The sequence below is a fragment of the Parahalioglobus pacificus genome, assembly GCF_014652275.1.
Taxonomy (GTDB): Bacteria; Pseudomonadota; Gammaproteobacteria; order Pseudomonadales; family Halieaceae; genus Parahalioglobus; species Parahalioglobus pacificus.
The window spans coordinates 1102341-1124189 of the sequence record NZ_BMYM01000001.1 but is presented as its reverse complement, the minus strand read 5'-3'; the positions used below and the strand labels follow the sequence as shown (position 1 = coordinate 1124189).

Here is a 21849-nt window from a genome sequence, read left to right as displayed (position 1 = left end):
CCTGCTCCGAGAAGGAAAGAGAGGCATTACGTGCGCCAGATTGTTCTGGATACCGAGACCACCGGCCTGGAAGTCAGCCAGGGCCACCGTATTATCGAAATCGGCTGTGTCGAACTGGTAAATCGTCGCCTGACCGGCAATCACTACCACCAGTACATAAACCCCGATCGAGAGGTGGATCAGGGCGCCATTGAAGTGCATGGCATCACCAATGAGTTTCTGCAGGACAAGCCCCGGTTCGATAGCATCGCCAGGGATTTCTTTGATTATGTGGCAGGGGCTGAACTGGTGATTCACAACGCGCCCTTTGACGTTGGATTTCTCGACGCTGAGTTACAGCGCCTGAACGCGGATTACCCGCCGCTGTCCAGCCATTGCCGTGTGGTGGACACCCTGGTGATGGCCAGGGGCAAACACCCGGGGCAGCGTAATAATCTGGATGCCTTGTGCACGCGTTATGGCGTGGACAATTCACAGCGCGACCTGCATGGTGCACTGCTGGATGCCGAGATACTTGCCGACGTCTACCTGCTGATGACCGGCGGGCAGACCACCTTCGCGCTGGCTGACAACGGAGAGGATGCGTCTGCCGGGGCAAATGGCACGGGTTCCGCTATTCGCCGATTGGACGCCGGGCGCCCCAGGCTGCCGGTGGTTCTGGCGAACGACGATGAACTTGCCGCTCATGAATCCAAGCTCGACGCTATTGAGAAATCTGCAGGGAAAACCGCCCTTTGGCGCGAGCTCTACAACTGATAGCTTCCGCCGCTGAATGCCAGGTTGGCATAGATTCTCGTGTGCCAGGCCTTATATCGATGTGCGAGCGGGTGCGCTTGCCCGCATCTGGGGGCGCGCATACCATACGCCCTTTGCCCGATGAGACCTGAAGATGTTTGAACCCGGAAACACACCGCCCGAGGCGGCAAGCCCCGGTCTTGTTATCGTTTTTCAGTCAGGTCAGCTGGTGAGCGATATGCGCTCGCCAGAGCCCGTGCTGTTACCGGAGCACGACGTTGGGCATGGTGGCTGGCAGGTGAGGCAGCAGCAATTTCTTGGGCTATGGCACGGCAAGCCGCTCTACGCACTGGAGATCGATGAATCCAGCAGCCTGGACCCCATGCGGTTTCAGCGGGGCAATCTTTATCAGGTTCTGGGGCGAATCGATGTGCCTCTGTTTTCGCTTGCTGGCCGGGCTCAACAGGTATTGGCCTGGGAGCGAGATCATCGATTCTGTGGTCGCTGCGGTAGCGAAATGACGCTGGATCAGGGTGAGCGTGCCATGCGCTGCAGCCCATGCGGCATCACCAACTACCCGCGCATCGCACCCTGTATCATCACGCTGGTCACACGGGGAGAACACATGTTATTGGCGCGCAACGCCAATTTCCCCCGGCCCATGTTCAGCACGCTGGCCGGCTTCATAGAGGCTGGTGAATCGGCGGAAGAAACGCTGGTGCGAGAGGTCAAGGAGGAGGTCGGCGTTGAGGTAGATGGCATCGAGTATTTCGGCTCCCAATCCTGGCCATTCCCGAACCAACTGATGCTGGGATACTTTGCCCGCTATACCGGTGGAGACATTGTCTGTGATCCCACTGAAATCGCCGAGGCCGACTGGTTCCATTACAGCGATCTGCCACCGGTCCCGCCCGCAAGTTCCATCAGCGGGCAGTTAATACGCGCCTTTGTGGCCTCTCAACAACACTGAGTTCTAGGAGTTTAACTTGGAGTTTCTGTACGACTTTGGCCTGTTCCTCGCACAGGCGGTAACACTGGTTGCTGCGGTTTTGATATTGCTAGCCGGCGCCATGGCGCTGGGCCAACGCCAGCGCAGTGACCTGCGCGAGGGCCATATAGAAATCCGCAACGTCAACGAAAAGTATCAGGCAGTCTCGGACACGATCCATGCGGTTGTCACTGATCCTGCCCAGCACAAGCAGGAGCAAAAGGACAAGAAGAAATCAGACAAGGCCGAGGCCAAAAGTAAGAAGAAGCAAGCTAAAACGGGCGACCAAATAGAGAATAAGGCTCGGCTGTTTGTATTGCAGTTTGATGGCGACCTCCAGGCCAGTGCCACGGATAACCTGCGCGAGGAAATTTCTGCAGTGCTATCCCAGGCAAAGGAAGGCGATGAAATACTATTGAATTTGGAAAGCCCTGGCGGGCTGGTTCATAGCTATGGACTCGCGGCAAGCCAACTCTCTCGCATCAAGGAAGCCAAAGTTCCGCTGACGGTTGCGGTGGACAAGGTTGCTGCGAGCGGTGGCTATATGATGGCTTGCGTTGCTGACACCATCGTAGCCGCGCCTTTTGCCGTTATCGGCTCTATTGGCGTCCTGGCGCAGTTGCCCAACTTCCACAAGTTACTGAAGAAGAACGACATCGATTTTGAGCTTTACACGGCCGGCGAGTACAAGCGCACACTGACCATGTTTGGCGAAAATACCGAGAACGGCCGAGAGAAATTTGTTGAAGAGCTCGAGCACACACACGACCTTTTCAAGCAGTTCGTAAAAGGCAATCGGCCCGCGTTGAATATCGATGCAGTGGCGACCGGCGAAGTGTGGTACGGGCAGAAGGCGCTGGATGAGGGGCTCGTGGATGCCATCCAGACATCAGACGGTCTTATACAAGCGCGAATTAAAGATTGGGATGTGTACGAAATTCGTTTTGTGCAACGTAAAAACTGGCAGGAGAAGCTGGGCATGGCTGCAGAGGGCGCTATAGAGCGCGCCGCATTGAAACTGCTGCAGCGCGCCAATCGCCCCGATCATATTTAGGGGCAGTGCGCGAGGAAGCCTTGGCGCCGTGCAGTGGAATCCACCGGATCGAAAGCCGCTTATATCGCTCCACCCCAGTAAGCGGATTCAGAGAATTAAGTACTTCTCCGGCAGAATTCGGTGAAAGGCAGGAAGCTGCATCCGATGCCCTAGTTGTGCACCTGCACAGGCTCGCGCGTTATTTTTGATGTGCTTCGCAGCTTCTTATCCTCGAGCAGAGGGAAAAATAACGCTCGCTTCTGTTATTTTACACGGCGGATAATTAGCAAATGGACTACTCAATAGCTGGCGGCGTAGTTGTGATAATCATCGTTATCCTTGTCGCTGTTGCCTCTTCCAAAATAAGCGAAGGCGACGAATAGGGCTGCGTTAATTTGTCTGCTCTGAAATGTAAGGAGACATGACCGCTTTCGCCTAATTGCGGTCTCTTGATATAGTTTCGCGAACGTCCGCTTTCGTCCACAAAGCGGACGTGAAGTGTGTATCAGACAAACATCCTCTCCGCTCAAAAATGAGCGCCCCGTGCTTCTAAAATCCGTGCGTAACGGCCATAATTTTAAAGAAAGCTTTGGTTGGTTAATATTATTGGGCAGAATCGCGGCTCAGTATTAATGCGTTGTCAGTTAAACTCAGGGTTCAAACAGATATAGAAGCACTACAACATTAGGCGCATTGAAGGCAGAGCTTTCTCCAAAGAAAAAGACTGTAAACAGGGGCAATAGCATGAGCATCAAACATGCATGGGCGGCGATTTCATCGCTGACACTTTCTTCAGTCGCATTCGCGCAAACAAGCGGTACCCTGACATATGGACCTGCGCCAGTGAGCTCTGCACCGGCAGTGCCCGTGCCGATTCCATCGTTGCTGTTGATACCGCTTGGCGTCTTGATGGCGGTGATAGGTTATCGCACATTGCGCGGCCCGCAGGGGCGTAAATTATTGAGTGTGATGTTATTGGGGGCGGGTCTAACCCTGAGCGCACTGGGCAGCCTGAACATTCCCCAGGCATTGGCGAGTATGCTTGAGCTGGACAACCCTGAAGGCGGAGTCATTAATCTACCTATCGTCCCGGCGGAAATCAGTAATACCTCAGGTGTAGCGCTGAAGCTGGGTACTTTGAGCATTGATCGCAGCTGTACTTCTAAGGCCCCATCCACCACACAATGCGAGAGTAACCTCATTCTTGAATCGGGTGAGAGTTGCGCCGTCGATTACGACTGTAAGAAGGTTGTTTTCCTTACGAGCACCCTTCAAGACGGTAGTTTGGGAGGCTTAGCCGGTGCAGACGCGATTTGCCAAAATCGTGCGGCAGACGCCGGTTTACAAAACCCCGACAATTACAAAGCATGGTTGTCTGATAGCGCCGTTTCCGTTGCGGATCGATTCGCTCAGAGTGAGTACCCGTACGTCCGCACAGACGGAACGGTCCATGCCAACGACTGGGACGACCTCTTCAATTGCGAGGTTGATCTATCCCAAATTGTCCTCGCCCCTAATTGTCCTGAGATCGAGTATGATGAATATGGAGAATTCGTGCCCGCTCTTGACACTTTCCTTAATCAAGATTCAGCGGGCAACATCTTCACTGTGAAGGTTGGCTACTGGGACTATACAGCGCCTAACGGTGAGAGCGAGTTCAATACACTAAATTGCAACGACTGGACACGCCCACAAGATCTCACCGACGCACAGTGGGATGCCCAAGATGGATCCATCGGTGATTTCGGCAGAGCCCGCGCTTTGTCTGTGATCAGGGCGTCTTGTAGCGCTGAAGCCCCACTTTTGTGTTTCGAACAATAATGCTGTCCCAAACCCGATCGTCATAGTGCGGGTGATAGTCTGTCCGTAGCCCCGGTGAGGGCTTTCTGTTCGACCAGCACCTGCGTCCCGGGTAAACCTACGCACACCCAATGCCACCAGCGTGTTGCGTAGGCCCCAATGCGGGCTTGGGCCCGCATCTTGCTCATAAAGCTGGGTGATTCGCTCACGAAAACGCGCGATGGTGTCTTTGGCTGGCGTCACGCCAGCACGGGTGTGGTGGTGGCTCAAAAACGCGAACCCCCGGTTTTATAACGCTGAGCCGGAGCGATATGATCTATGAGACTATAAAGCCGTCGAGAAAACAATTTGGTCAACGTCCGGTTTTGGCCCCCTAGCTGCCGCTAACAGCTGTGGTAACTTGCAGGCAGTCAACGTCCGCAAAGCGGACATTCACCACCCCAAAAAATAGGGAATTCAGATGAAGGCTGTCAGCCTGTTCCTTTTTCTTTCCAGTTTCATTTGTTCCGCCCAGGCCTTCGAAGCGGCAGGATCTCTTGAAGACACGAGAGCTCTCTCGGACTCTGTTATGCAATCATTAGCAGACAACAAGCTGAGAGAAGGTGTATTGAAGCTTAAGCCGTTCAATCAGGCTCCGACTGCTGAATTTGATGTGCAACTGAATTCTCTAGAGCTGCAAGCCCCGGCAATGGGACAGCGTTTTGGTAAGGCTAAAGGTTACGAGTTCATTGCCGAAGATGCCGTTGGTGATTCGCTGATAAGACACGAGTACATACTGAAATTTGAGCGCTTTGTGACTGTATGGCGATTCGTCTACTACAAATCAGATGAAGGTTGGCTTCTTGTGCACTGGGGCTTCAATGACAATGTGCAAGCACTGTTCTGAGGGGCGGTGCCTTGCCCCAAATCTGCTTAAAAAAGCTAAATCACGACGATGAACTCAAGTGAAACTCTATCCTGAAAAGACAGTATTCGGTTTTGCTGCTTATGTGATGTTCAGCCTCATCTATAGGGGGATTGGTTTATTGTGTGTTGGGCTCATCACCTTTGAAATTTTTGGTGTAAAGCCCAGCGAAGCGCCGCTTTATATCATAAGCCTGTACACAGCTTGCGCACTGATTGGCGTTATCGAAGTTTTCTGCGACCTGAAAGGCCATCGGTTCTTGGTAGACGACACGATGGCTTATAGGAAAAGAATCAATGCGTATCTCGCTGAACGCGGATGGATAAAGGTCAAAGACAATGCAAAGTACACTCACATGAGCTTCCGGGGAACAAGAATAATAGTCTCCGATGACTTCCAGGCGAGCTACCAAGGTGACCGAGTTGTAGTTCGACTAAGGATAGAACTTCCGTGGCCCCTATCTAGGATAAGGTCTCGACGCATACTGAAAGGTATTGGCGAGTTGACTAAGGGCAGCTAATGGCCCCTAAGCTGACATGAAGCAGGTTGCCGTAGTACATGCTGCTCTAGCCCTAATTGGCCTAGTTTTTGGTGTAGCAGCGGACTTAGATGGTCCCTCTCCGAGTATGTCATGGAAGGTACTGCCGTTTGTGTTTTTCATATCCATGCTGGTTTGCGTCGTGGGGATGGGTTTCTTTGTACTTGTGTCCAACGCGGAACCACTCAAGTATTTTTTCTGGTGGTGTTACCTTTCAATGGTATTTGGGCTAAGCATAGGTGTGGGACAGGTACTCAAATCACTATATCTACAGAACATAGAGCCAGCATCATTCTTCACGCTGCTCGGAAGTGCCGGGTATTTAGTTGGCCTCGCACTTGTGGCGAAAATTCAATTGTGGCGTCATGGTGAATCTTTTTAGATGTCTGCTCTTGGCCCCAATTCTGACTTGGGAAATCCTCTTCTAATCGTTTTCGCTTATGCCGACTGAACCAAACATTCTGACAAAGGCTGGTACGTGGAATGCCCCGTTAGGGCCGTGCCCTCACTGTAATCGACAGATGTTTGATTATGATTCGGTGTGCCCACACTGTGGTCATGCGTTATCGAAATCGGAAGTCCAAGAGCTCAAGAGCTATGTAAAGGCATATAGAAAAAAGGGTTGGCGAATAGCCCTAATGTGGATTCCAGCTATTCTAGTCTTCTCGATATACTTCTGGGTGACCACTGATGGTTGAGATGCTGAGTGTCCGCTTTTGGCCCCAAAGCTGTCTCCAGCGTGGGTGATAGATTTGAAGCCAACTCCGCCCATATATCCACCGCAAATCAAGATTAAAGGTAAACTGGTCGAAGAATGCTGTTGCTAGATAAGCACTAGGAGTGCTGCATGCTGCGTCAAATGTTCAACTATAAGAGATGGGCAGATCAGCGAACGCTAGACGCTGTCGAGTCCATCGACCAGAAAAAGCACCCTGAAGCTTATGCCTTCGCCCTTCAACAGATAAATCACATCGTAATTGTTGAAGAGCTGTTCAAAAGTAGATTGACCAGTGATGCTCCTCCTCATCCAAGTACCAATACAGATGTTGTTCCGGTCTTCAGAGAACTAAACTTGAGACTGAAGCTGTCAGCCAAATGGTATAAGCACTACGTTTCACACCTTGGAAGCCTAGAAGAAGAGATTCCATTCGTATTCGCTGACGGCAAGCGCGGCATGTTGAGAGTGGAGGAGATACTTTTCCATATTGTGAACCATAGTTCTTATCACCGTGGGAGCATCGCGCGTGCACTCGACCTGGCGCACGTACCGCACCCGATTGACGGATACGGTATTTTTATCCATGAAACAGAGCCACATCGACGAGATTCGCGTGGAAGTTAGATGAAGCTCCGGAAATTCAACTTATCAGACGCGGAAAGAGTTGCGGATCTTGTTGGAGACTACGAGGTCTCGCGGTGGACATCCAACATCCCATATCCTTACACCGTTCAAGATGCTATTCAGTGGATAGCTATGGAAGATTCAGCACTTGATCGAACACCTTGGGCAGTAGAGTTGGATGGAAAGGTTGTAGCTTGTGTCTCTTACTGGTCAATCGGTGCCGGCCAGACAGAGATAGGATATTGGGTTGGTAGGAAATATTGGGGAAAGGGCATCTGCACGCAAGCACTCAAGATGATGCTGGCTCACGACGCGTTTCCCAAGGGCGATATTGTGATAGCGAAAGTTATGACTGAAAACGTTGGGTCTCAGCGTGTACTAACCAAGAACGACTTTGTATGTATTGGAGAGAAGAACATCCAGTGTCGCGGTTCGGAGGTCTCATCTCTGCTCTATGAGAGGCGTTAGGCTTGGTCGTCCGCTTCTGGCCCATTAGCCGTACCTAAATCACGAGACTTGCCTATGCATAATTACCTCGTCAATACCTACCAGTGTTGAATGTCTATGAGCGCAATTTGCTTGGCTAGATACTCCTTTCCGATTCACGCTGCGCTTTTCCCAATTGCCACCGTAGGTAGCAATGTCGGAGTTTGCGACTGCCCCTTTCCCGGGTCGGGGCGGCCTATGAGAGCCGACAACTTGAGTACTGCATATGCTGTGGCCCGTAGGTCACCTGGTAGAGCATTGGGCAACTGTATTAGGGAGTAAAAAGTGTATTGCTCTAGTCATCTATATATAGGTCTCTGCGCATTGTTGCTCACGCTTAGCTCCGGTGCGAGTGTCTCTCAGACTCTTGGGAGCCATTTTTTGGTAAACGAGGTATATCTAACCGGGGCAGACCATGAAATTGAGGCTGTAATACAGAGGGTTGGGGACTTAAGCGGGCCTGTATTTGTGAGCCAGGAATTCGTAGATGCGCGGAGTGTGGCTGTAAGCGAGAGCGCTTCTCCGTACTCAAAGTTTCAGGTTCATTTCGGTGATCAAAAAGCACCTCTTTCGGCAATGAAGTCCGGTGGTCGCATTGGGGTCGAGATGCGCACGGTCGACAAAGACCTCATCATTATTGAACGTAGGGGTCGTGATGACTTCGATTCTTCGATGTTTCGATTGATCAATGGACAGCTACTTCACGAAGATCACCCAGAGTTTTCCCGCGCAGGCGGTGATGCTGAGCAGTTGGCTGATATTCGTGACAATCAAGACACACTAGCTGCGGGCACCGATTACGAAGTGTCTCTGCAAGAATTGCTTGGAGTGAGGCTCGACAGGGCAAAAGTCTTGACTAGATTCTATTCGGATATGCTTGCAGGCGTGCTGGTAGCCGGTGTGGTCGACGGGAAAAAGGTGGTTGCCTCTGTTCTATGGCGAAAGGAAAACAATACTCAGATAACAGCAGTCGCTGAGTTAAGAGAGTACGCTGAGAAAACCACTGTAACAGCCAAGTTCTTGGACGCGAAGGGGTCTGCTGCAATCTTCTCACGCAAACGCCCGTTTGCACGCATGACTACTGAAATCGTGAATCAGAACCTCGATCTCCTTTGGACTGAGACGGGCAGGTCTGTTGAATCCAATCCTCCCTCAATCAGTGCCGCGTGCAGCGAAAGCTATGCAGTACTAGTAAATCAATATGAAAAAGATAGAAGCACAGGGAAGCTTGTTCTCAACTTGCTGAATAAGGATGGCAGAATCGATGATTCATTAACGATACAAGTTATAGATCAGGGGTTTGCGACAGAACACTGGATAGCCCAAGCAAGTGAAAACCAACTTTATGTGTATGCAAACTTTCGAAAAAAGGAGAAAGTGCTCGGTAGTGAAGGGCTGGTTTACTTCCGGAGTGGTTATAAGATTTTTGGCGTAAACCTAATGTGTGATTAAGTTATTTCTGGGAATGCGATCGCTTTGATTTGGGATTGCAGATTGCACACGGCGACTCTTAACAAGTGAATATTGAAAGGAGTTCTGGCGCGACTCGCTGGTATTCGCATTAACGTTTTTTTGCGTCACTCAGTTCGAATGCGTTTCTTGAATCCGCTGCAGCAATGTCCGCTCCTGGCCCCTTAGCTGTCACTCAGATTTAAAAAGAATTCCAATGAAATTTAATCATGTAGGCATACCAACACTAGAAAAATTTGAGGGTGAAATTGATTTGCCTCATTTAAAAATGACGGTATCTGATCATGAAAACAATCCCTTTGGTATTCAGTGGCAAAGGTATTGGAAAGATGCACCTTATCCAGAGCTTGTTAAATCTGTGCCTCATGTCGCTTTTGAAGTAAGTGATTTAGACGATGCATTAAAAGGGCAAAAGATAATCATTCAACCCAATTCACCCAGTGACGGTTTAACAGTTGCGTTCATAGAAGTTAATGGAGTCCCAGTAGAATTAATGCAGTATGACAAAAACACATGACAAGCAAAGGCAGCATCGCCGTCGGGCTGGACGCTACAACGCGCGCTCGTTGCTTCGAGCGTTAACAAGTGTCCGCTATTGGCCCCTTAGCGGCCACTATAGGAAAAGACGATAAATGATTCTTAGAGTTCCGGTGCTCAGCGTCGTCCTCCTGACGCTGTGCGCGTGTTCCCCCAGCGGCGGTGTAGACTGGTGTCAATCTGGAATCCCAACTGTAGAGGATGTTCGAGATTTCTACTCTACGGACGATCCTTCAGCGATTTCACTCGGTGCGGTTCTAGAAGACTCATACGCGCTGACGGGTGATTATAAGGGCGACCAGCGGCCCCAGCTGCTTCGCGCTCTGAATATAGATCCAGGTAACGTGACGGCTCGCCAAACTCTCCTCAATCACTGTTACGACTTCTCTAACGATAGCGAACGAGAAGAGCACTGCATCGCAGGATCGACCGAAGAACTGATGAGGCTTGAGCCTGAGAACGGCTTCTTTTATTTTCATCTGAGCGTCATGGCGTTTAAGAGAGGCGAACTCTCGGACGCCCTTACGCATCTCCAGAGAGCTGCTGCGCTCGAGACGGTAAGCACGCGATGGGCTGAGCAAGCAAACGAGTTTTCGGCCGTCCTCTCCACTTACACTGACGATGGAGAGAGCTGTGCCATCTATCTAGCAGTTAACATAGCTGCAATGAACCTTCCGAGATACGGTCCGATTATGCAGATGTGCAAGGATCAATCTAATGAGGGCGACGAGTGGCGGCAGGCATGCATCAATGCAGGATTTGCGCTTGAAACTAGAGGCCGCGAATTGATTACAAATAGCTTTGGTGCGTCGTTACAAAAAGTAATGTACGAGGCCTCTGGAGACACCCAGAACGCTCAAAGCGCAGAGGGCAGGGGAGATCAATTTCGCAAAGTGCAACAGGAGTATATGGAGCAGATAGAAGATGAGATATTTGATCCTGAATACCCTCAAAATTGGCTTGATATGATTTTGGAGCATGGAGAGCTTCAGGCCATGAAACTTAAGCTCGAAGAATCAGCCTAGTTCTGAGCGGCAGCTCTTGGCCCCTTAGCTGACTGGCAGATTGCGCGTGACTCTACGACTCTCACGTCGCAGGCGACAGTTCCTTTGCTATAGTTCATTAACTAGAAAATATCTGTCTGATTGCGGAGATATCAACAATGACAAGGAAACAGTACCTGGGCTTTTCCCTTAGTTTTTTGGTGTTCTGCGTTGTCGCCTCACTCATCATATATCCCATGGGCGCATTCGACTTTGGGCCGCAGTCGGTTGTGGTTCTCGGAACTGCTTACGCCATCTGCGGAGTTCTCCTTTACCGATACTTTCGAGAGCACCCCGAGGCTTTCGATTCAGATCAGCGTTTGATGCCAGCAGCCGAGGTTACCTATCCCCTCGTAGCAACCTCAATGCTTGGTTTCCTAGTAAATCGATTGTTATCGAACGGTTCCACAATGGACTTTCTGATACCTGCCGTACTGTGCTTCTTTTGTATCTGGGCAGCATTCTTCAGTAGTCGATCAAACTTTAAAAAAGCAATGCTTGAGAGGAAACTTGAGAGCGAACGCTGAATCAGCAATATGCTTGGTTTCGATCGCTCGGCCACTCTTGTTCACCCATGCTTTGGTCTGTACCCGGCGGCAGCTATTGGCCCCGTTACTGCCTTCGATTAGGAGTACAACAGCTCTATGGTTCTTGAGTATGGATTAGTTATTGCAGCGATACTAGGTTTGCATTTCGTCGCTGGGTACTGCCATCGGCGCGAATATCCCGTCAGCAAGGGGTTTATCATTGGCTCATGTTATGCGGTTTCCTGCGTGTTTCTCTTCCTGTTGGTAGGGATAGTAGCAACCGGAGTTGAAGCTACCACTGATCGTATGACGAAGATCGGGCCGATTCTTGGTCTCTCTGCCTATATTTTTGTCTCGGGTGCCTATGCAGCGTGGCCTAGTTCGGGCAGTACATGAGCGTCAGCTATTGGCCCCAACCCTGCCTGTGTCTAGCTAGATTATCGAGCGAACCCGAGTGCACCGCGACCCAATTGAATCACTGATTTTTGTTATAGCTTTAGCAGGCATCGCTTTACTAGCACGGTACTGCAGGAGTAAGAGGTATAGCATCAGGCGATCTTTCATATATGGAGTGGCCTATAGCTTTGCCTATATTCTCTTTCTCTTGATTTTTGTAACACTCTCAACCTCTCGATCGCTCGAAGGTGTGAACATTACGCACCTTACACTTGCCGGATTTGCTGTGATACTTGCATTTGGCTCTTGGTGCGCTTACGAGGCACACAAAGGACAGCTAGAGGAGATGGAAAACAGATGACAGCTTTTGGCCCAGAATCTCAATTCAAGAAAGTTGGTAGCTTCCGGCTAAGAATGCTGATGCAACATTCACAAAAAAGTCGTGCCTTTGAAGCAAATATTTGACCAATCGATCCTGAACTGGGAGCCCACGAGAATCATTGTCCTGGCCCTTGCAGTCCTACAGATCACAGAAGCATTCGCTGCTTCTGAAAATATCTACGATGATGGCTTTTATACGATCTACAATGGCTTTTGCCACATCCCGGTTCCATTGCAAATGTCATTCGAAGTCGAGAGAGGAGAGTTCTACTTCCCTCGAGCCTCGTTTAGCAGCGCTGACGAAAAGAACATTTTTAGAGTAACGAAGAGGATATCCGTTCACGAGGAGTTTGCTTTACCGAAAAGTATATCCTGGGGCGATGGCAGAGTAATCGAGCCTCGCATTGAGTGGGAGCTAGAGGGCGTAAAGTTATACTCATTTCTCGTTAGTGACGAAAACGTAAGTTACGTTTTGACCATGGATGAATCCGCTGCTGTCGTATTTTATGATTTTACAGACGTTGAGATCTCTTTTGTTTTCGAGATTTGTGAATCACTACGGGATAGAAGGATAGATTGAGTGTTGTTCACAGCGATTCCTCAACATGCGCATGTATCCATGCGCAGCGACTACGCTTTGAGCAACCGACTTATGAGCGTCCGCTTCTGGCCCCAAAGCGGACATTCAACCATCAGCGATCAATGTCCCCTTTGAGGTGCTAGCGGACCTATCTTAATGATTGAACCGTGTCAGGCTCTACAATATTCTGCGCTCTGTGAGGTGTGCTGATGTGGTCTATACCTAAGTGAAAGACTAATCCAAAGGCATCGCTAATCATGAATCTCATGCAATTTGCCATTCTACTCTGTACGTTACTTTGTTCTCTGGTCGCTGGGCTGGTTTTCACCTTTGCGGTTGTTGTGATGACGGGCATTAGGACTATGGGTTATCTTGAATTTCTCAAGTCATTTAAGGCGATGGATCGGGTGATTCAAAACAATCATCCTATATTCATGCTTGTCTGGCTCGGCTCTGTGGTGGCGTTAATCGCCTCTACGGTGCTCGGAATCTGGTAATTGGAGGGTGTTGATCAAATGCTTCTGGCTGCCTCCTGCCTTGTCTATCTTTTTGGCGTCCAGCTTCCAACTTTTATAATTAACATCCCATTGAATAATCACCTTCAATCCTGTGATCTTGATGCAATGAGCGATGCTGAGTTGATGGAAATGACCGCCATGTTTGATTCTCGATGGCTGAAATGGAACGCAATACGAACGGTACTAGCAGCGCTGACTACGACTCTATTACTCATACTGCTGACACGATTATGAGCAATTATTATCTTATGAAATGGAGCTTATTGACGCTAGCTATGGGGTGATAGTGGACTTTTCAAAACGCCCGAACTGATTTAGGCATCGAATACCGACTTTGCCCCAAAACCGTTCACGCTGCGCGCGAAAGTTGCATAAGTTAGCGGGCAAAAAAGTCTGGAAGAAATCAGTAAGCGGCTATTGTCTCAGGGGCGAGCCCTCATATGGCGCTTGAGCTGTTTGCGGTTTGAGATGGCTGTTGGTAAAGGCAGAAAGATAAAGGAAAACGATCATTAGGAGTATGGCGGATCAGCTAATCTTTTCTATTGGCGCAATTCGCGCGAACAACAATTGCTCGGTTTACAAGAGCATCTTGGGCGTCTTCATCGTCGGCGAGCACAGCGCCACTGATATCCGACTGAGGAGCAGCGCAGGGATCTGCCTGTTGTCCAAACGTTAACCAGTAGAGCACGGCAATCATGCTGATTACGAAAACGAATGTAACTGCCTTAAACCCGGCAGGTCTTGCCGCCATAGTCCGCCTCTCTTTTTCATTATTGCTAGGCCACTCGCGCATCAATCTTGAAGCGCCTACCGGTACAGTGTCATACGTATTTGCGTTTATAGTAAACGTTTCTTGAGGCAGATCGACGTAAATGTCTGACACAATTCTTTATCTGGACCTGATCGGCGTCGCCGTTTTTGTGATCAGCGGAGCGCTCGCCGCGGCCCAAAGGCGCTTGGATATACTGGCATTTGTGTTATTTGGCACGATTACGGGCATCGGCGGTGGTACCGTCCGCGACCTGATCCTCAACACAGACCAGGTCTTTTGGGTGGTTGATACGCGCTATTTGTGGGTGTGCTTGGCTGCTTCCATCGCCACTTGGTTTTTCGCACCTTTCTTCCAAAGTCTGAGGACGGTCCTCCTATGGGCAGATGCGTTGGGATTGGCGCTATTCTCCGTATTGGGCACCGCCAAGGCCCTGGCATGGGATGCCCCTTATATAGTCGCGGTCGGCATGGGGATGATGACCGCTAGTTTCGGCGGCCTGATCCGTGATGGCTTGCTTGGGGTGCCGCCAGTGCTACTCGAACCGTCCATCTACGTGACGGCGGCATTGCTCGGTGCTATGAGCTACTGCCTGATGATCAGCCCTCTGTTCGGATTAGATACGCTGATTGCGCTACCGACCGCGACAATGCTGGCCTTCTCTCTGCGAGCGATCGCCATCATCAAGGATTTGAGGCTGCCGAAATATGGCCGCTGAGCACTTGTGTCAGCGTCTCCGAGCACTCGAGCGGTGTGGCACACAATCCGCCTGTACTTCCATAGGATGTATGCATTTTCCTCGCAGGCGTGCGCATATCTACCGGCTTAGACACGGCCGGTCTATACGATTCCCCGATATCTAGCCCGTAGTGGTAACGAGCGCATTACTGACTGTGGCTCACGTATCACTCTCACTAGCTGCAAATTCTGGGTGATTTGAGGCCACGAAATGCCTTTTCGTATCAGTTTGTTGATGCCTCATCAGTTTCAGGCCGAGACCAAACAGGCTTCTCCATCAGGGTATTCAGTTGCTCAGTATATGGCTCGAGGTGAAGACCCTTTTCGCGCAACCAGCGCTGGCTATAGTAACTATTGGCGTAGCGTTCGCCGCCGTCGCACAATACAGAAACAACGCTTGCCGGCGCTTTGCGTGCCTCTAGTTCGCACATAATTTCTAGAGCAGCGTACATGTTGCAACCGGTAGAACCACCGCAGCGCCGATCTAGAAGGGATTGTAGCCAGTGTATGCAGGCCAAACTGGCCGCATCCGGCACTTTGATCATTCGATCAATCACCGCAGGCACGAAGGAGGGCTCTACTCGAGGCCGGCCTATGCCCTCGATGATTGAAGGTTTTGTCGACGTAACACTGTAATCTCGATGCATGAATGCTTCATAAAAAACCGATCCCTCTGGATCGGCAACGCACAACCGTGTGCTTAACCCACGATAGCGTATGTATCGCCCTATCGTCGCAGAGGTGCCGCCTGTTCCAGCGCTGACGACCACCCATGCCGGCTCAGAATTTTTTTCGTAACGCATCTGATCAAATATCGATTGAGCGATATTATTGTTTCCACGCCAATCAGTGGCGCGTTCAGCAAAGGTAAACTGATCCATGTAAACGCCGCCCAATTTCATGGCCAAATCTTCTGCAGCGCGGTAAAGATCGCTAGGCGGCACCTTGTGAAAGGTACCGCCATAGAACGCAATTTTCTCAAGCTTTTCCTCGGCGGTGTTCTCTGGAACCACCGCCACAAAGTCTAACCCGATGAGCTTGGCAAAATACGCTTCTGAGATCGCCGTGCTTCCTGACGAAGCCTCTATGATTGTCGTCCCTTCGTTAATGCTGCCGTTGCACAAGCCATAGAGGAATAGGGAGCGCGCCAGTCTATGCTTCAAACTCCCGGTTGGATGAGTCGACTCGTCCTTGAAATATAAGTCAACGTATTGAAACCCCGGTACCGCAACTTTGAGCAGGTGGGTGTCTGAGGATCGTTTATAGTCTGCTTCGATCTCGCAGATTGCCTGTCTAACCCATTCTCGATTATCCAACTGCGTATCCAAAAAAAGATGCCCCCATTGATTTCAGTCGTGATTGATGTCTTCTGGTATGAGATGACGGATGAGCGGCGCAAGCGTCAAGCCCTGGAAAAGTATAGATGCCACAACAACTATGTACGTAACGATCAGGAACAACTCACGAGTTGCCGACTCGGGAAGACTTAAAACGAGAGCTATCGATATGCCGCCTCGCAACCCAGCCCAGGTCATAATAAGGTTTGTTTTTGGGACAAAGTTATGCTGCCGCGAATACAGCGCAATAGGCAGAGCTAGCGAGAGGTATCGACAGAGCCACAGTAGGGGAATCATTATTAGTCCTGCGTAAATGAAGCGACTTTCAAATGTTAATAACAATACTTCCAAGCCGATGAGAACAAATAAAAGTGTATTCAGGATTTCATCGATCAATCTCCAGAAAACTTCCAGATAATGCTCAGAGTCACCTGACAATGGTTGTCTCTTGAAATGCGCATCTCCGAAAACGAGACCGGCCATAACCATTGCGAGCGGTGCCGAAACTTCCATCATTGCAGCTAACCCGGTACCTCCCATCACGAGGGCAATTGTGAGCATCACTTCGGTTTCAAGGCTATCGATTTGCTGCATGGCCTTGGCGCATATCCAGCCTGCTGCAACGCCGAGACAAATGCCGCCGACAACCTCTCTGATAAAGAATTGACCAACGGTGAGTAAAGAGGTGTCGCTAGTATCACCAGTGATGATCGCCAGAAGTGTGACGAACACTACGACGCCCACGCCATCGTTAAATAGTGACTCCCCGACGATTTTGATTTCCAACTTTTGAGGAGCCTTTGCGCTTCGCATTAACCCTAGAACCGCTATGGGATCTGTTGGTGATATCAATGCGCCAAACAGGAGGCAGTGGAGGAGGGGGGTGGCTATTTCGAGTGCGCCCAAGACGAAGTATGTGCAGATTCCAATTAACACTGTAGAAATCAATACACCCACTGAAGCGAACGCAAGGATGGGCTTTCTCAGGCTCTTGAGTTGGGTTAGGTCTGTGTGCATTGCCCCTGCGAAAAGCAAAAAGCTGAGCATGATATCCAAGAGCAAGGTCTCGAAGTTTATGCCACGCAACAAGTCCAATTCTTTGCTGACTAAGGTATCGTCATAAAAGCCGACGACCTGTAAAAGAAGGGTGAAAATCAACGCGATGGCCATGAGACCAATAGTGTTCGGCAATCGTAACCAGCGGGCGTTTACGAAGCCAAATAACGCTGATAAAACAACTAGATAGGTGGCAATCTCATAGTAATACACTAGGAACTCTCGTTATTGTGCATTGTTCTAAACCGCTCAAAACACCGCGCTTTGCCTCGAATGCGCCGCCAAACCGAGTGAGTTGAGACACTATTCACACTCGGATTTACTGGTCACATGTGTTGCACACATATGGCAATCGGTAGTTGTCATCAACATGCCGTCCCTGGATCTCAGCGTCTATAAGGAACGTCAAGGCCTCATGTGAGCGCCATCTATTAATGACCAGTTGATTAACATCCAAGGCCGTAGCCATGACCGTAATCGAAACCCTGACGGGAAGCTAACACATCTCTGGTCTGCATCTAGAACTGTGTCGGCTCACAAAAACGTGTGGTCAGCCAATCGCTGGCAAGGCTGCAGAAAACCGGATGGGCACTGGCTCAAAAAGCGCATCGCTTCGAGTGCCAACTTTAGCGTCTGGAGTGTTCAGCTCTGACGGTCAAAGTTAAGAAGCCTAACAACTAAGGTTCACAAGTGCGCGAACAACACCCAGGTCACGGCGTTTAAGTCGGTTAGCACAGTATATAACGGTGGATAGCATCATCTTGTGACGTTTGAAACAAAGAAGCCCAAGCGTCCTTATGCGTTATTCCATTGCGAAGCCATGGTCGCGTTCCTGGAGGCCAACATTATGCGTCGCCATTACCAGGACCACGTAGAACCTCACTAAACGCTGCAACTACAGGGTATTTGTTGAACGAACAAGCAATTCTCAGAAACACCGAGGACAGAAACTTCATATTTATCAGACGGCTAAGTGTCTAAGCTTCCAAGTAACTCCTGCAAAATCAAGCTTGATAATCGCGAATCAGGTCAATTGCCCGTTTCCAAGCAAATGTGAGCAGGATGTGGCCGCCTTTGGCCACATCCTATGTTTCACGTCTTTTCACTCAGGTTCCGGATAAGCGCGTTCAGATGCTGCGTTGTAAGAACTGTCGATTCCGATAAAAGATGCCCAGAAAATCCACGAATAGCTGTCCGCACAGCGTACTCGAGGTGTAAGAAGCGCAGGTATGCCCCGATCTCTTATTTCGCCCCTAGTAGACTCGAATGCTTTTTTCGCCAAGAGAGGGAAGCAATGGCGTGAGCCATGTTAACCGTGACACTTGAATGCGACGGCCAAGTGTTTCACATGCACATCTCTGGTCGTGCGGCCCTCGATGATTAAGTGAGCTTCCTTACCATTAATGAGTGCCGTTTCCGCGAAGGTCAGGATCTCCAGATCAATGAAGCCGCCGCTCCGTGGCGGTACGGCGATCCGTCCATTCTGGCACCAGGTGTCGATAAACCCCTGTTTGCATTCGGGCTTGATGTGAGAAGGCAGTACGTCCATGCTGATGCCACTACGCGAGGTGGTTATGTCGGAGCGTAATAATAGACGAACCAGAGCGACCGCAGAGCTCAAGCAGAGGCTGCTTAGCGACGAGGGCGGCTGTGTCACCGCGCCAACACTCGAAGCCATGTTTAGCCTGGAATCGGGCTCTGTGACCGCCTATGAGGCCTCGGGTGAGATTTTCAGCGTGATGGATGGAGACCAAAGGCTATACCCATGTTGGGTACTGTTCCGAAAGCTGGCCGAGTGGGATGACCTCCCAGAGGATATCCGCCCACGGCATCCTCTCTTCACTGACGGTAAGCCATACCCGGTCTTGAAAACCCTTCTGGAGATGTGGCGGCCGGAGAATCCCTATCGCTACCTGACGTTCTTCCTAGGTGATCATCCGGCTCTATCAGTGCCGGGACAATGCCCGCTCGATATGATGCGCGAGGGAAGGAATGAACGGCTCTTGGAGCTATGGGAATACGAGGCTGAGTTGGGCGGCTAACAGAGGGCGTCTGTCTCGCGATTGGCCAGATTAAACCGGAGGTTTACGCAAAGTAGCCGTAGTTTGAGTATAACTATCCGTATGCGCTTACAGTGCGAACTGAACTGTTCAGATGAACGGCGCGTCCCGAGAGTCGCCATTCTCGCAGGTGAAGGCAGGTGGCTTTAGCTAGCCCCACTTGCGTCCCGCTGGGGCCAGGCGGCAGGGCAACGGGAACAAGGAACCGCAGACACCTGCTCAATAGGCCGATGAGCCATCGGTCGAGCGGAACATTAGAAGCCTCAGCGCCCGCCTGATAACTGGCATGCATATTCGTGCCAGCTTCTGCGCTAGTGGCCGGGCATGGTAAATTTGCAAGCACTTTGTACATGGATATCTCACAGGAAAAAAATGAGCGACGTTTCAGATGAAAACGAGCTGTTGGAGCGACTTCTGACGGCCGACACCTCCAGCGAACTTGTATCCTTGCTGGACATTGTGTTCGATAGCAATTCAGACCAAATTAAGCAATGGATGCTCTCAGAGATTGCGATTCTCCGCGGTACGCCTATCGACCTCATTCAGACAGAGCAAGGCATGGAGGACGTTGTTACCGTTCTGGGGCGCACCGCGCACGGGGTCTTTTGATAGTTGCACCAGTGCAACACACGTACCGAGGTACGACAAAGGTAAAACACCTGGATATTCGGGTGATAACGACGAAAGCTGATTATGAATCGGCCCCCGTAAGCATTGTTTAGCCTATGGACCCCAAAAGCCGGTACACCTCAAGGTGACCGTCTCTAGGTGTTGAGCATTCAGATAGAAGCTTATGGAGACTAGGTGCTCCCCATTTATTCACTCGACGCCATTTGGGCTATCAAGGATAGATTGGAACCACGATGCCTGGTTAACACCTAACTCTCAGACAGTCGCAGCTATGAAGCTGTCACTGAACTATCAGTCATGGCTACAACGCCAAATCCACGCCACTATCAGGACGAACAGAAGCGCGAATACAGTGCAAAAGATGAACTCGTTAGCAGACAAGAGCTGATAGAAATTCACCGACAGACCGAATGTGACGATCAGAAAGCCCAAAGCGGTGATCGCATGTCCACCGGAGATGTGGTTGAGTCCATCGATGATAGGGCATGAAAGGGCGGCCAGCACGTAGATAATGACCTCCAATGCAACGAATGTAGCCACCAAATGATCTAAAGCGTTTGGCATGCTATCGAATCGATATCGCGCAAGCGGAAAACGTGAAACTGATTCCGCAGGTGTAGCATACGGGGCAATTTGCGTAACAAGATGTACGAAAAACGCCAGGAAGGCGAGGGCGATGAGTGATGTCACGGCCCACAGCCAACGATCGGTGTCGTGGATGTAATGCTCCAGCCTTTCGGCCAACCGGGGTCGCTGGGTCTCAAGTAGCGCCAGGCTCAAGCCTAACAGTTCGAGGAGCAACGCGATTTTTTGGAGGGTAATCACTTCCCGTCTCCAATTTCACGGATGGCGGTGCCATGCGGATGCTTGCTAAGCGTAGGGTCTTACGTCCATCGCCTGGCTTTTCTTGTTAGTTGAGGTCTGGGTTTGAGTAGATCGTCTTTTGTCATCGGTACTTCTCACGTTGACTGCCTAACAGCGGCTAGTGATTTAAGGCTAGAACGCTGCTGAAGCCTGTCCACTACGCTCACAATCATGCGAAGAATGAGTGATGTATTTGAAATGGCATTTGTCCAGGGCTGGCTGTAGGTGTTGTGTTGCGAAGCGACTTTACAAGGCGTTGATTCTCTTTTGATAATTGCTGCGATTTATCTTCTCGTTACAAACATTCAGTTGCGGCGCTCGTGAGCTGATCTAAAACCAATCAGACATAATCAGCCCTCCGGATCGCTTTGCTTCCACGTTTGGTCGGGCTAGGTCGGGACCCTTCTTCGATGAACTCAAGTTTTTTCTCAGGCAAACCTTGACGAAATCTAGACACCTGGGCTTAACTCAAAAGGACATTGCCCAGCAGGACACGGGTAATCAGCCAACTGCAAGGAAGCGCCGGTATGCCTGATTTAAAACACTTTCTCTCTCTGCTAGCCATAGTCACGGGTTCATTGTCTGCGCTGGCCCAGCCTACCGTCATCAGCCCACGCGACGTGGCGGAGTTTCACCAAAGCACGTCAATCACTGAGAACTTTACCTACGGCCCCGCCTATGACCTGGAGTCACCGCTGGAGCTCTATGTGAAGATTCACCGGGTCATCACGCCTGATGACGGCTATGCGCTGATGGCGTTTTCCATTACGGATGTGGGTGAGGGCTTTGAGGGCATTGAGCTCAACAAGCAGCGCAAATTCATCGCGACATTGCAGTTGAGCAAAAAGTTCAAAGCCAAGCTTGAAGAGCGAGGGCTGGACAAAAAGCGTTTTTCTAAGGGGGTGCCCGCCGTTCTTTACGGTTGGCCCGCCACCGAATGGAATACCACTGATAGCGCCTTTCTCGTCGATGAACTGGTGCTAACGAAGAGCAACCGACGGTTGGTGTTCCACAAAGCCAACGAGATTGCGGTGAAGCACCCCAATACGACAGGCACTGACACCGACTAAGCATCAAACACTGACCACAGACACTCTAGGGATTGAGATTCATGCCA

General features: G+C 50.4%; 24 protein-coding genes. 19 read left to right on the top strand and 5 right to left on the bottom strand.

The annotated features are described in order from the left end of the window. Window positions 1-30 precede the first annotated feature (30 nt). The 14 genes from dnaQ (at window position 31) to IE089_RS15830 (ending at window position 13512) form a co-directional block, all read left to right on the top strand. A complete protein-coding gene (gene dnaQ / locus IE089_RS05185) occupies window positions 31-756 on the top strand; it encodes a DNA polymerase III subunit epsilon (RefSeq protein WP_189475777.1) in 726 nt (241 codons plus the stop codon). Between the two features lie 133 nt (window positions 757-889). Then, the gene (gene nudC, locus IE089_RS05180; RefSeq protein WP_189475775.1) at window positions 890-1705 is read left to right on the top strand and encodes an NAD(+) diphosphatase; all 816 of its coding nucleotides are present in this window, start codon (window positions 890-892) and stop codon (window positions 1703-1705) included. Window positions 1706-1721: 16 nt separating this feature from the next. Then, window positions 1722-2777 carry a protease SohB gene (sohB, locus tag IE089_RS05175; protein ID WP_189475773.1) on the top strand — a complete coding sequence of 352 codons (1056 nt, stop codon included), beginning with the start codon at window positions 1722-1724 and terminating at the stop codon, window positions 2775-2777. A gap of 672 nt (window positions 2778-3449) precedes the next feature. After that, window positions 3450-4577: a midcut-by-XrtH protein gene (locus IE089_RS05170; RefSeq protein WP_189475771.1), complete on the top strand. Its 1128-nt coding sequence runs from the start codon at window positions 3450-3452 to the stop codon at window positions 4575-4577. Window positions 4578-5016: 439 nt separating this feature from the next. Then, window positions 5017-5442 (top strand): hypothetical protein, encoded by a 426-nt coding sequence (locus IE089_RS05165; RefSeq protein WP_189475769.1) that lies wholly within the window; start codon window positions 5017-5019, stop codon window positions 5440-5442. 58 nt (window positions 5443-5500) lie between these two features. Then, a complete protein-coding gene (locus IE089_RS05160) occupies window positions 5501-5980 on the top strand; it encodes a hypothetical protein (RefSeq protein ID WP_189475767.1) in 480 nt (159 codons plus the stop codon). An 865-nt stretch (window positions 5981-6845) separates the two neighbouring features. Beyond that, the gene (locus IE089_RS05155; RefSeq protein WP_189475765.1) at window positions 6846-7340 is read left to right on the top strand and encodes a DinB family protein; all 495 of its coding nucleotides are present in this window, start codon (window positions 6846-6848) and stop codon (window positions 7338-7340) included. Further along, a complete protein-coding gene (locus tag IE089_RS05150; RefSeq protein WP_189475763.1) occupies window positions 7341-7808 on the top strand; it encodes a GNAT family N-acetyltransferase in 468 nt (155 codons plus the stop codon). A 486-nt stretch (window positions 7809-8294) separates the two neighbouring features. Beyond that, window positions 8295-9278: a hypothetical protein gene (locus IE089_RS05145; protein WP_189475761.1), complete on the top strand. Its 984-nt coding sequence runs from the start codon at window positions 8295-8297 to the stop codon at window positions 9276-9278. Between the two features lie 214 nt (window positions 9279-9492). Beyond that, window positions 9493-9813: a VOC family protein gene (locus IE089_RS05140; RefSeq protein ID WP_189475362.1), complete on the top strand. Its 321-nt coding sequence runs from the start codon at window positions 9493-9495 to the stop codon at window positions 9811-9813. Between the two features lie 115 nt (window positions 9814-9928). After that, complete coding sequence (locus IE089_RS05135) at window positions 9929-10858, top strand: tetratricopeptide repeat protein (protein WP_189475759.1); 930 nt, start codon at window positions 9929-9931, stop codon at window positions 10856-10858. Between the two features lie 1389 nt (window positions 10859-12247). Further along, complete coding sequence (locus tag IE089_RS05130) at window positions 12248-12760, top strand: hypothetical protein (RefSeq protein ID WP_189475757.1); 513 nt, start codon at window positions 12248-12250, stop codon at window positions 12758-12760. Window positions 12761-13017: 257 nt separating this feature from the next. Beyond that, window positions 13018-13257 (top strand): anthrone oxygenase family protein, encoded by a 240-nt coding sequence (locus IE089_RS15655; RefSeq protein WP_229802593.1) that lies wholly within the window; start codon window positions 13018-13020, stop codon window positions 13255-13257. An 18-nt stretch (window positions 13258-13275) separates the two neighbouring features. Then, entirely contained in the window at window positions 13276-13512 is a 237-nt protein-coding gene (locus IE089_RS15830) for an anthrone oxygenase family protein (RefSeq protein ID WP_373294715.1), read from the top strand. 295 nt (window positions 13513-13807) lie between these two features. On the opposite strand, the gene IE089_RS05120 is transcribed toward IE089_RS15830, so the two are convergent. Further along, a complete protein-coding gene (locus IE089_RS05120; RefSeq protein ID WP_189475755.1) occupies window positions 13808-14161 on the bottom strand; it encodes a hypothetical protein in 354 nt (117 codons plus the stop codon). Here IE089_RS05120 and IE089_RS05115 point away from each other — a divergent pair. Further along, on the top strand, window positions 14151-14765 hold the full coding sequence (locus tag IE089_RS05115) for a trimeric intracellular cation channel family protein (protein WP_189475753.1): 615 nt from the start codon (window positions 14151-14153) through the stop codon (window positions 14763-14765). The two genes, IE089_RS05120 and IE089_RS05115, sit on opposite strands and share 11 nt — an antisense overlap. A 244-nt stretch (window positions 14766-15009) precedes the next feature. Here the strand turns inward: IE089_RS05115 and IE089_RS05110 are convergent, their stop codons facing one another. Both IE089_RS05110 and IE089_RS05105 read right to left on the bottom strand, forming a co-directional pair. Then, complete coding sequence (locus IE089_RS05110; RefSeq protein WP_308428823.1) at window positions 15010-16101, bottom strand: PLP-dependent cysteine synthase family protein; 1092 nt, start codon at window positions 16099-16101, stop codon at window positions 15010-15012. Between the two features lie 33 nt (window positions 16102-16134). After that, complete coding sequence (locus IE089_RS05105; RefSeq protein WP_189475749.1) at window positions 16135-17391, bottom strand: cation:proton antiporter; 1257 nt, start codon at window positions 17389-17391, stop codon at window positions 16135-16137. 550 nt (window positions 17392-17941) lie between these two features. Here IE089_RS05105 and IE089_RS15770 point away from each other — a divergent pair. Continuing rightward, window positions 17942-18064: a hypothetical protein gene (locus IE089_RS15770; RefSeq protein WP_268247979.1), complete on the top strand. Its 123-nt coding sequence runs from the start codon at window positions 17942-17944 to the stop codon at window positions 18062-18064. Window positions 18065-18487: 423 nt separating this feature from the next. On the opposite strand, the gene IE089_RS05100 is transcribed toward IE089_RS15770, so the two are convergent. Continuing rightward, complete coding sequence (locus tag IE089_RS05100) at window positions 18488-18727, bottom strand: hypothetical protein (protein WP_189475747.1); 240 nt, start codon at window positions 18725-18727, stop codon at window positions 18488-18490. Here IE089_RS05100 and IE089_RS05095 point away from each other — a divergent pair. Then, on the top strand, window positions 18726-19220 hold the full coding sequence (locus IE089_RS05095; protein ID WP_189475745.1) for a hypothetical protein: 495 nt from the start codon (window positions 18726-18728) through the stop codon (window positions 19218-19220). The genes IE089_RS05100 and IE089_RS05095 overlap by 2 nt on opposite strands. Window positions 19221-19610: 390 nt before the next feature. Then, window positions 19611-19847 (top strand): MbcA/ParS/Xre antitoxin family protein, encoded by a 237-nt coding sequence (locus IE089_RS05090; RefSeq protein WP_189475743.1) that lies wholly within the window; start codon window positions 19611-19613, stop codon window positions 19845-19847. 312 nt (window positions 19848-20159) lie between these two features. On the opposite strand, the gene IE089_RS05085 is transcribed toward IE089_RS05090, so the two are convergent. After that, complete coding sequence (locus IE089_RS05085; protein ID WP_189475741.1) at window positions 20160-20693, bottom strand: hypothetical protein; 534 nt, start codon at window positions 20691-20693, stop codon at window positions 20160-20162. 566 nt (window positions 20694-21259) lie between these two features. Between IE089_RS05085 and IE089_RS05080 the strand changes: the two genes are divergently transcribed. Further along, window positions 21260-21802 carry a hypothetical protein gene (locus tag IE089_RS05080; RefSeq protein WP_189475739.1) on the top strand — a complete coding sequence of 181 codons (543 nt, stop codon included), beginning with the start codon at window positions 21260-21262 and terminating at the stop codon, window positions 21800-21802. Window positions 21803-21849 lie beyond the last annotated feature (47 nt).

What these genes read in the sequence shown, in the direction of transcription:
- nudC (WP_189475775.1), top strand. Translation starts at nt 890, where the DNA reads ATGTTTGAACCCGGAAACACACCGCCCGAGGCGGCAAGCCCCGGTCTT.
- IE089_RS05165 (WP_189475769.1), top strand. Translation starts at nt 5,017, where the DNA reads ATGAAGGCTGTCAGCCTGTTCCTTTTTCTTTCCAGTTTCATTTGTTCC.
- IE089_RS05155 (WP_189475765.1), top strand. Translation starts at nt 6,846, where the DNA reads ATGCTGCGTCAAATGTTCAACTATAAGAGATGGGCAGATCAGCGAACG.
- IE089_RS05150 (WP_189475763.1), top strand. Translation starts at nt 7,341, where the DNA reads ATGAAGCTCCGGAAATTCAACTTATCAGACGCGGAAAGAGTTGCGGAT.
- IE089_RS05140 (WP_189475362.1), top strand. Translation starts at nt 9,493, where the DNA reads ATGAAATTTAATCATGTAGGCATACCAACACTAGAAAAATTTGAGGGT.
- IE089_RS05135 (WP_189475759.1), top strand. Translation starts at nt 9,929, where the DNA reads ATGATTCTTAGAGTTCCGGTGCTCAGCGTCGTCCTCCTGACGCTGTGC.
- IE089_RS15655 (WP_229802593.1), top strand. Translation starts at nt 13,018, where the DNA reads ATGAATCTCATGCAATTTGCCATTCTACTCTGTACGTTACTTTGTTCT.
- IE089_RS15830 (WP_373294715.1), top strand. Translation starts at nt 13,276, where the DNA reads ATGCTTCTGGCTGCCTCCTGCCTTGTCTATCTTTTTGGCGTCCAGCTT.
- IE089_RS05115 (WP_189475753.1), top strand. Translation starts at nt 14,151, where the DNA reads ATGTCTGACACAATTCTTTATCTGGACCTGATCGGCGTCGCCGTTTTT.
- IE089_RS05095 (WP_189475745.1), top strand. Translation starts at nt 18,726, where the DNA reads ATGCTGATGCCACTACGCGAGGTGGTTATGTCGGAGCGTAATAATAGA.
- IE089_RS05100 (WP_189475747.1), bottom strand. Translation starts at nt 18,727, where the DNA reads ATGGACGTACTGCCTTCTCACATCAAGCCCGAATGCAAACAGGGGTTT.
- IE089_RS05090 (WP_189475743.1), top strand. Translation starts at nt 19,611, where the DNA reads ATGAGCGACGTTTCAGATGAAAACGAGCTGTTGGAGCGACTTCTGACG.
- IE089_RS05080 (WP_189475739.1), top strand. Translation starts at nt 21,260, where the DNA reads ATGCCTGATTTAAAACACTTTCTCTCTCTGCTAGCCATAGTCACGGGT.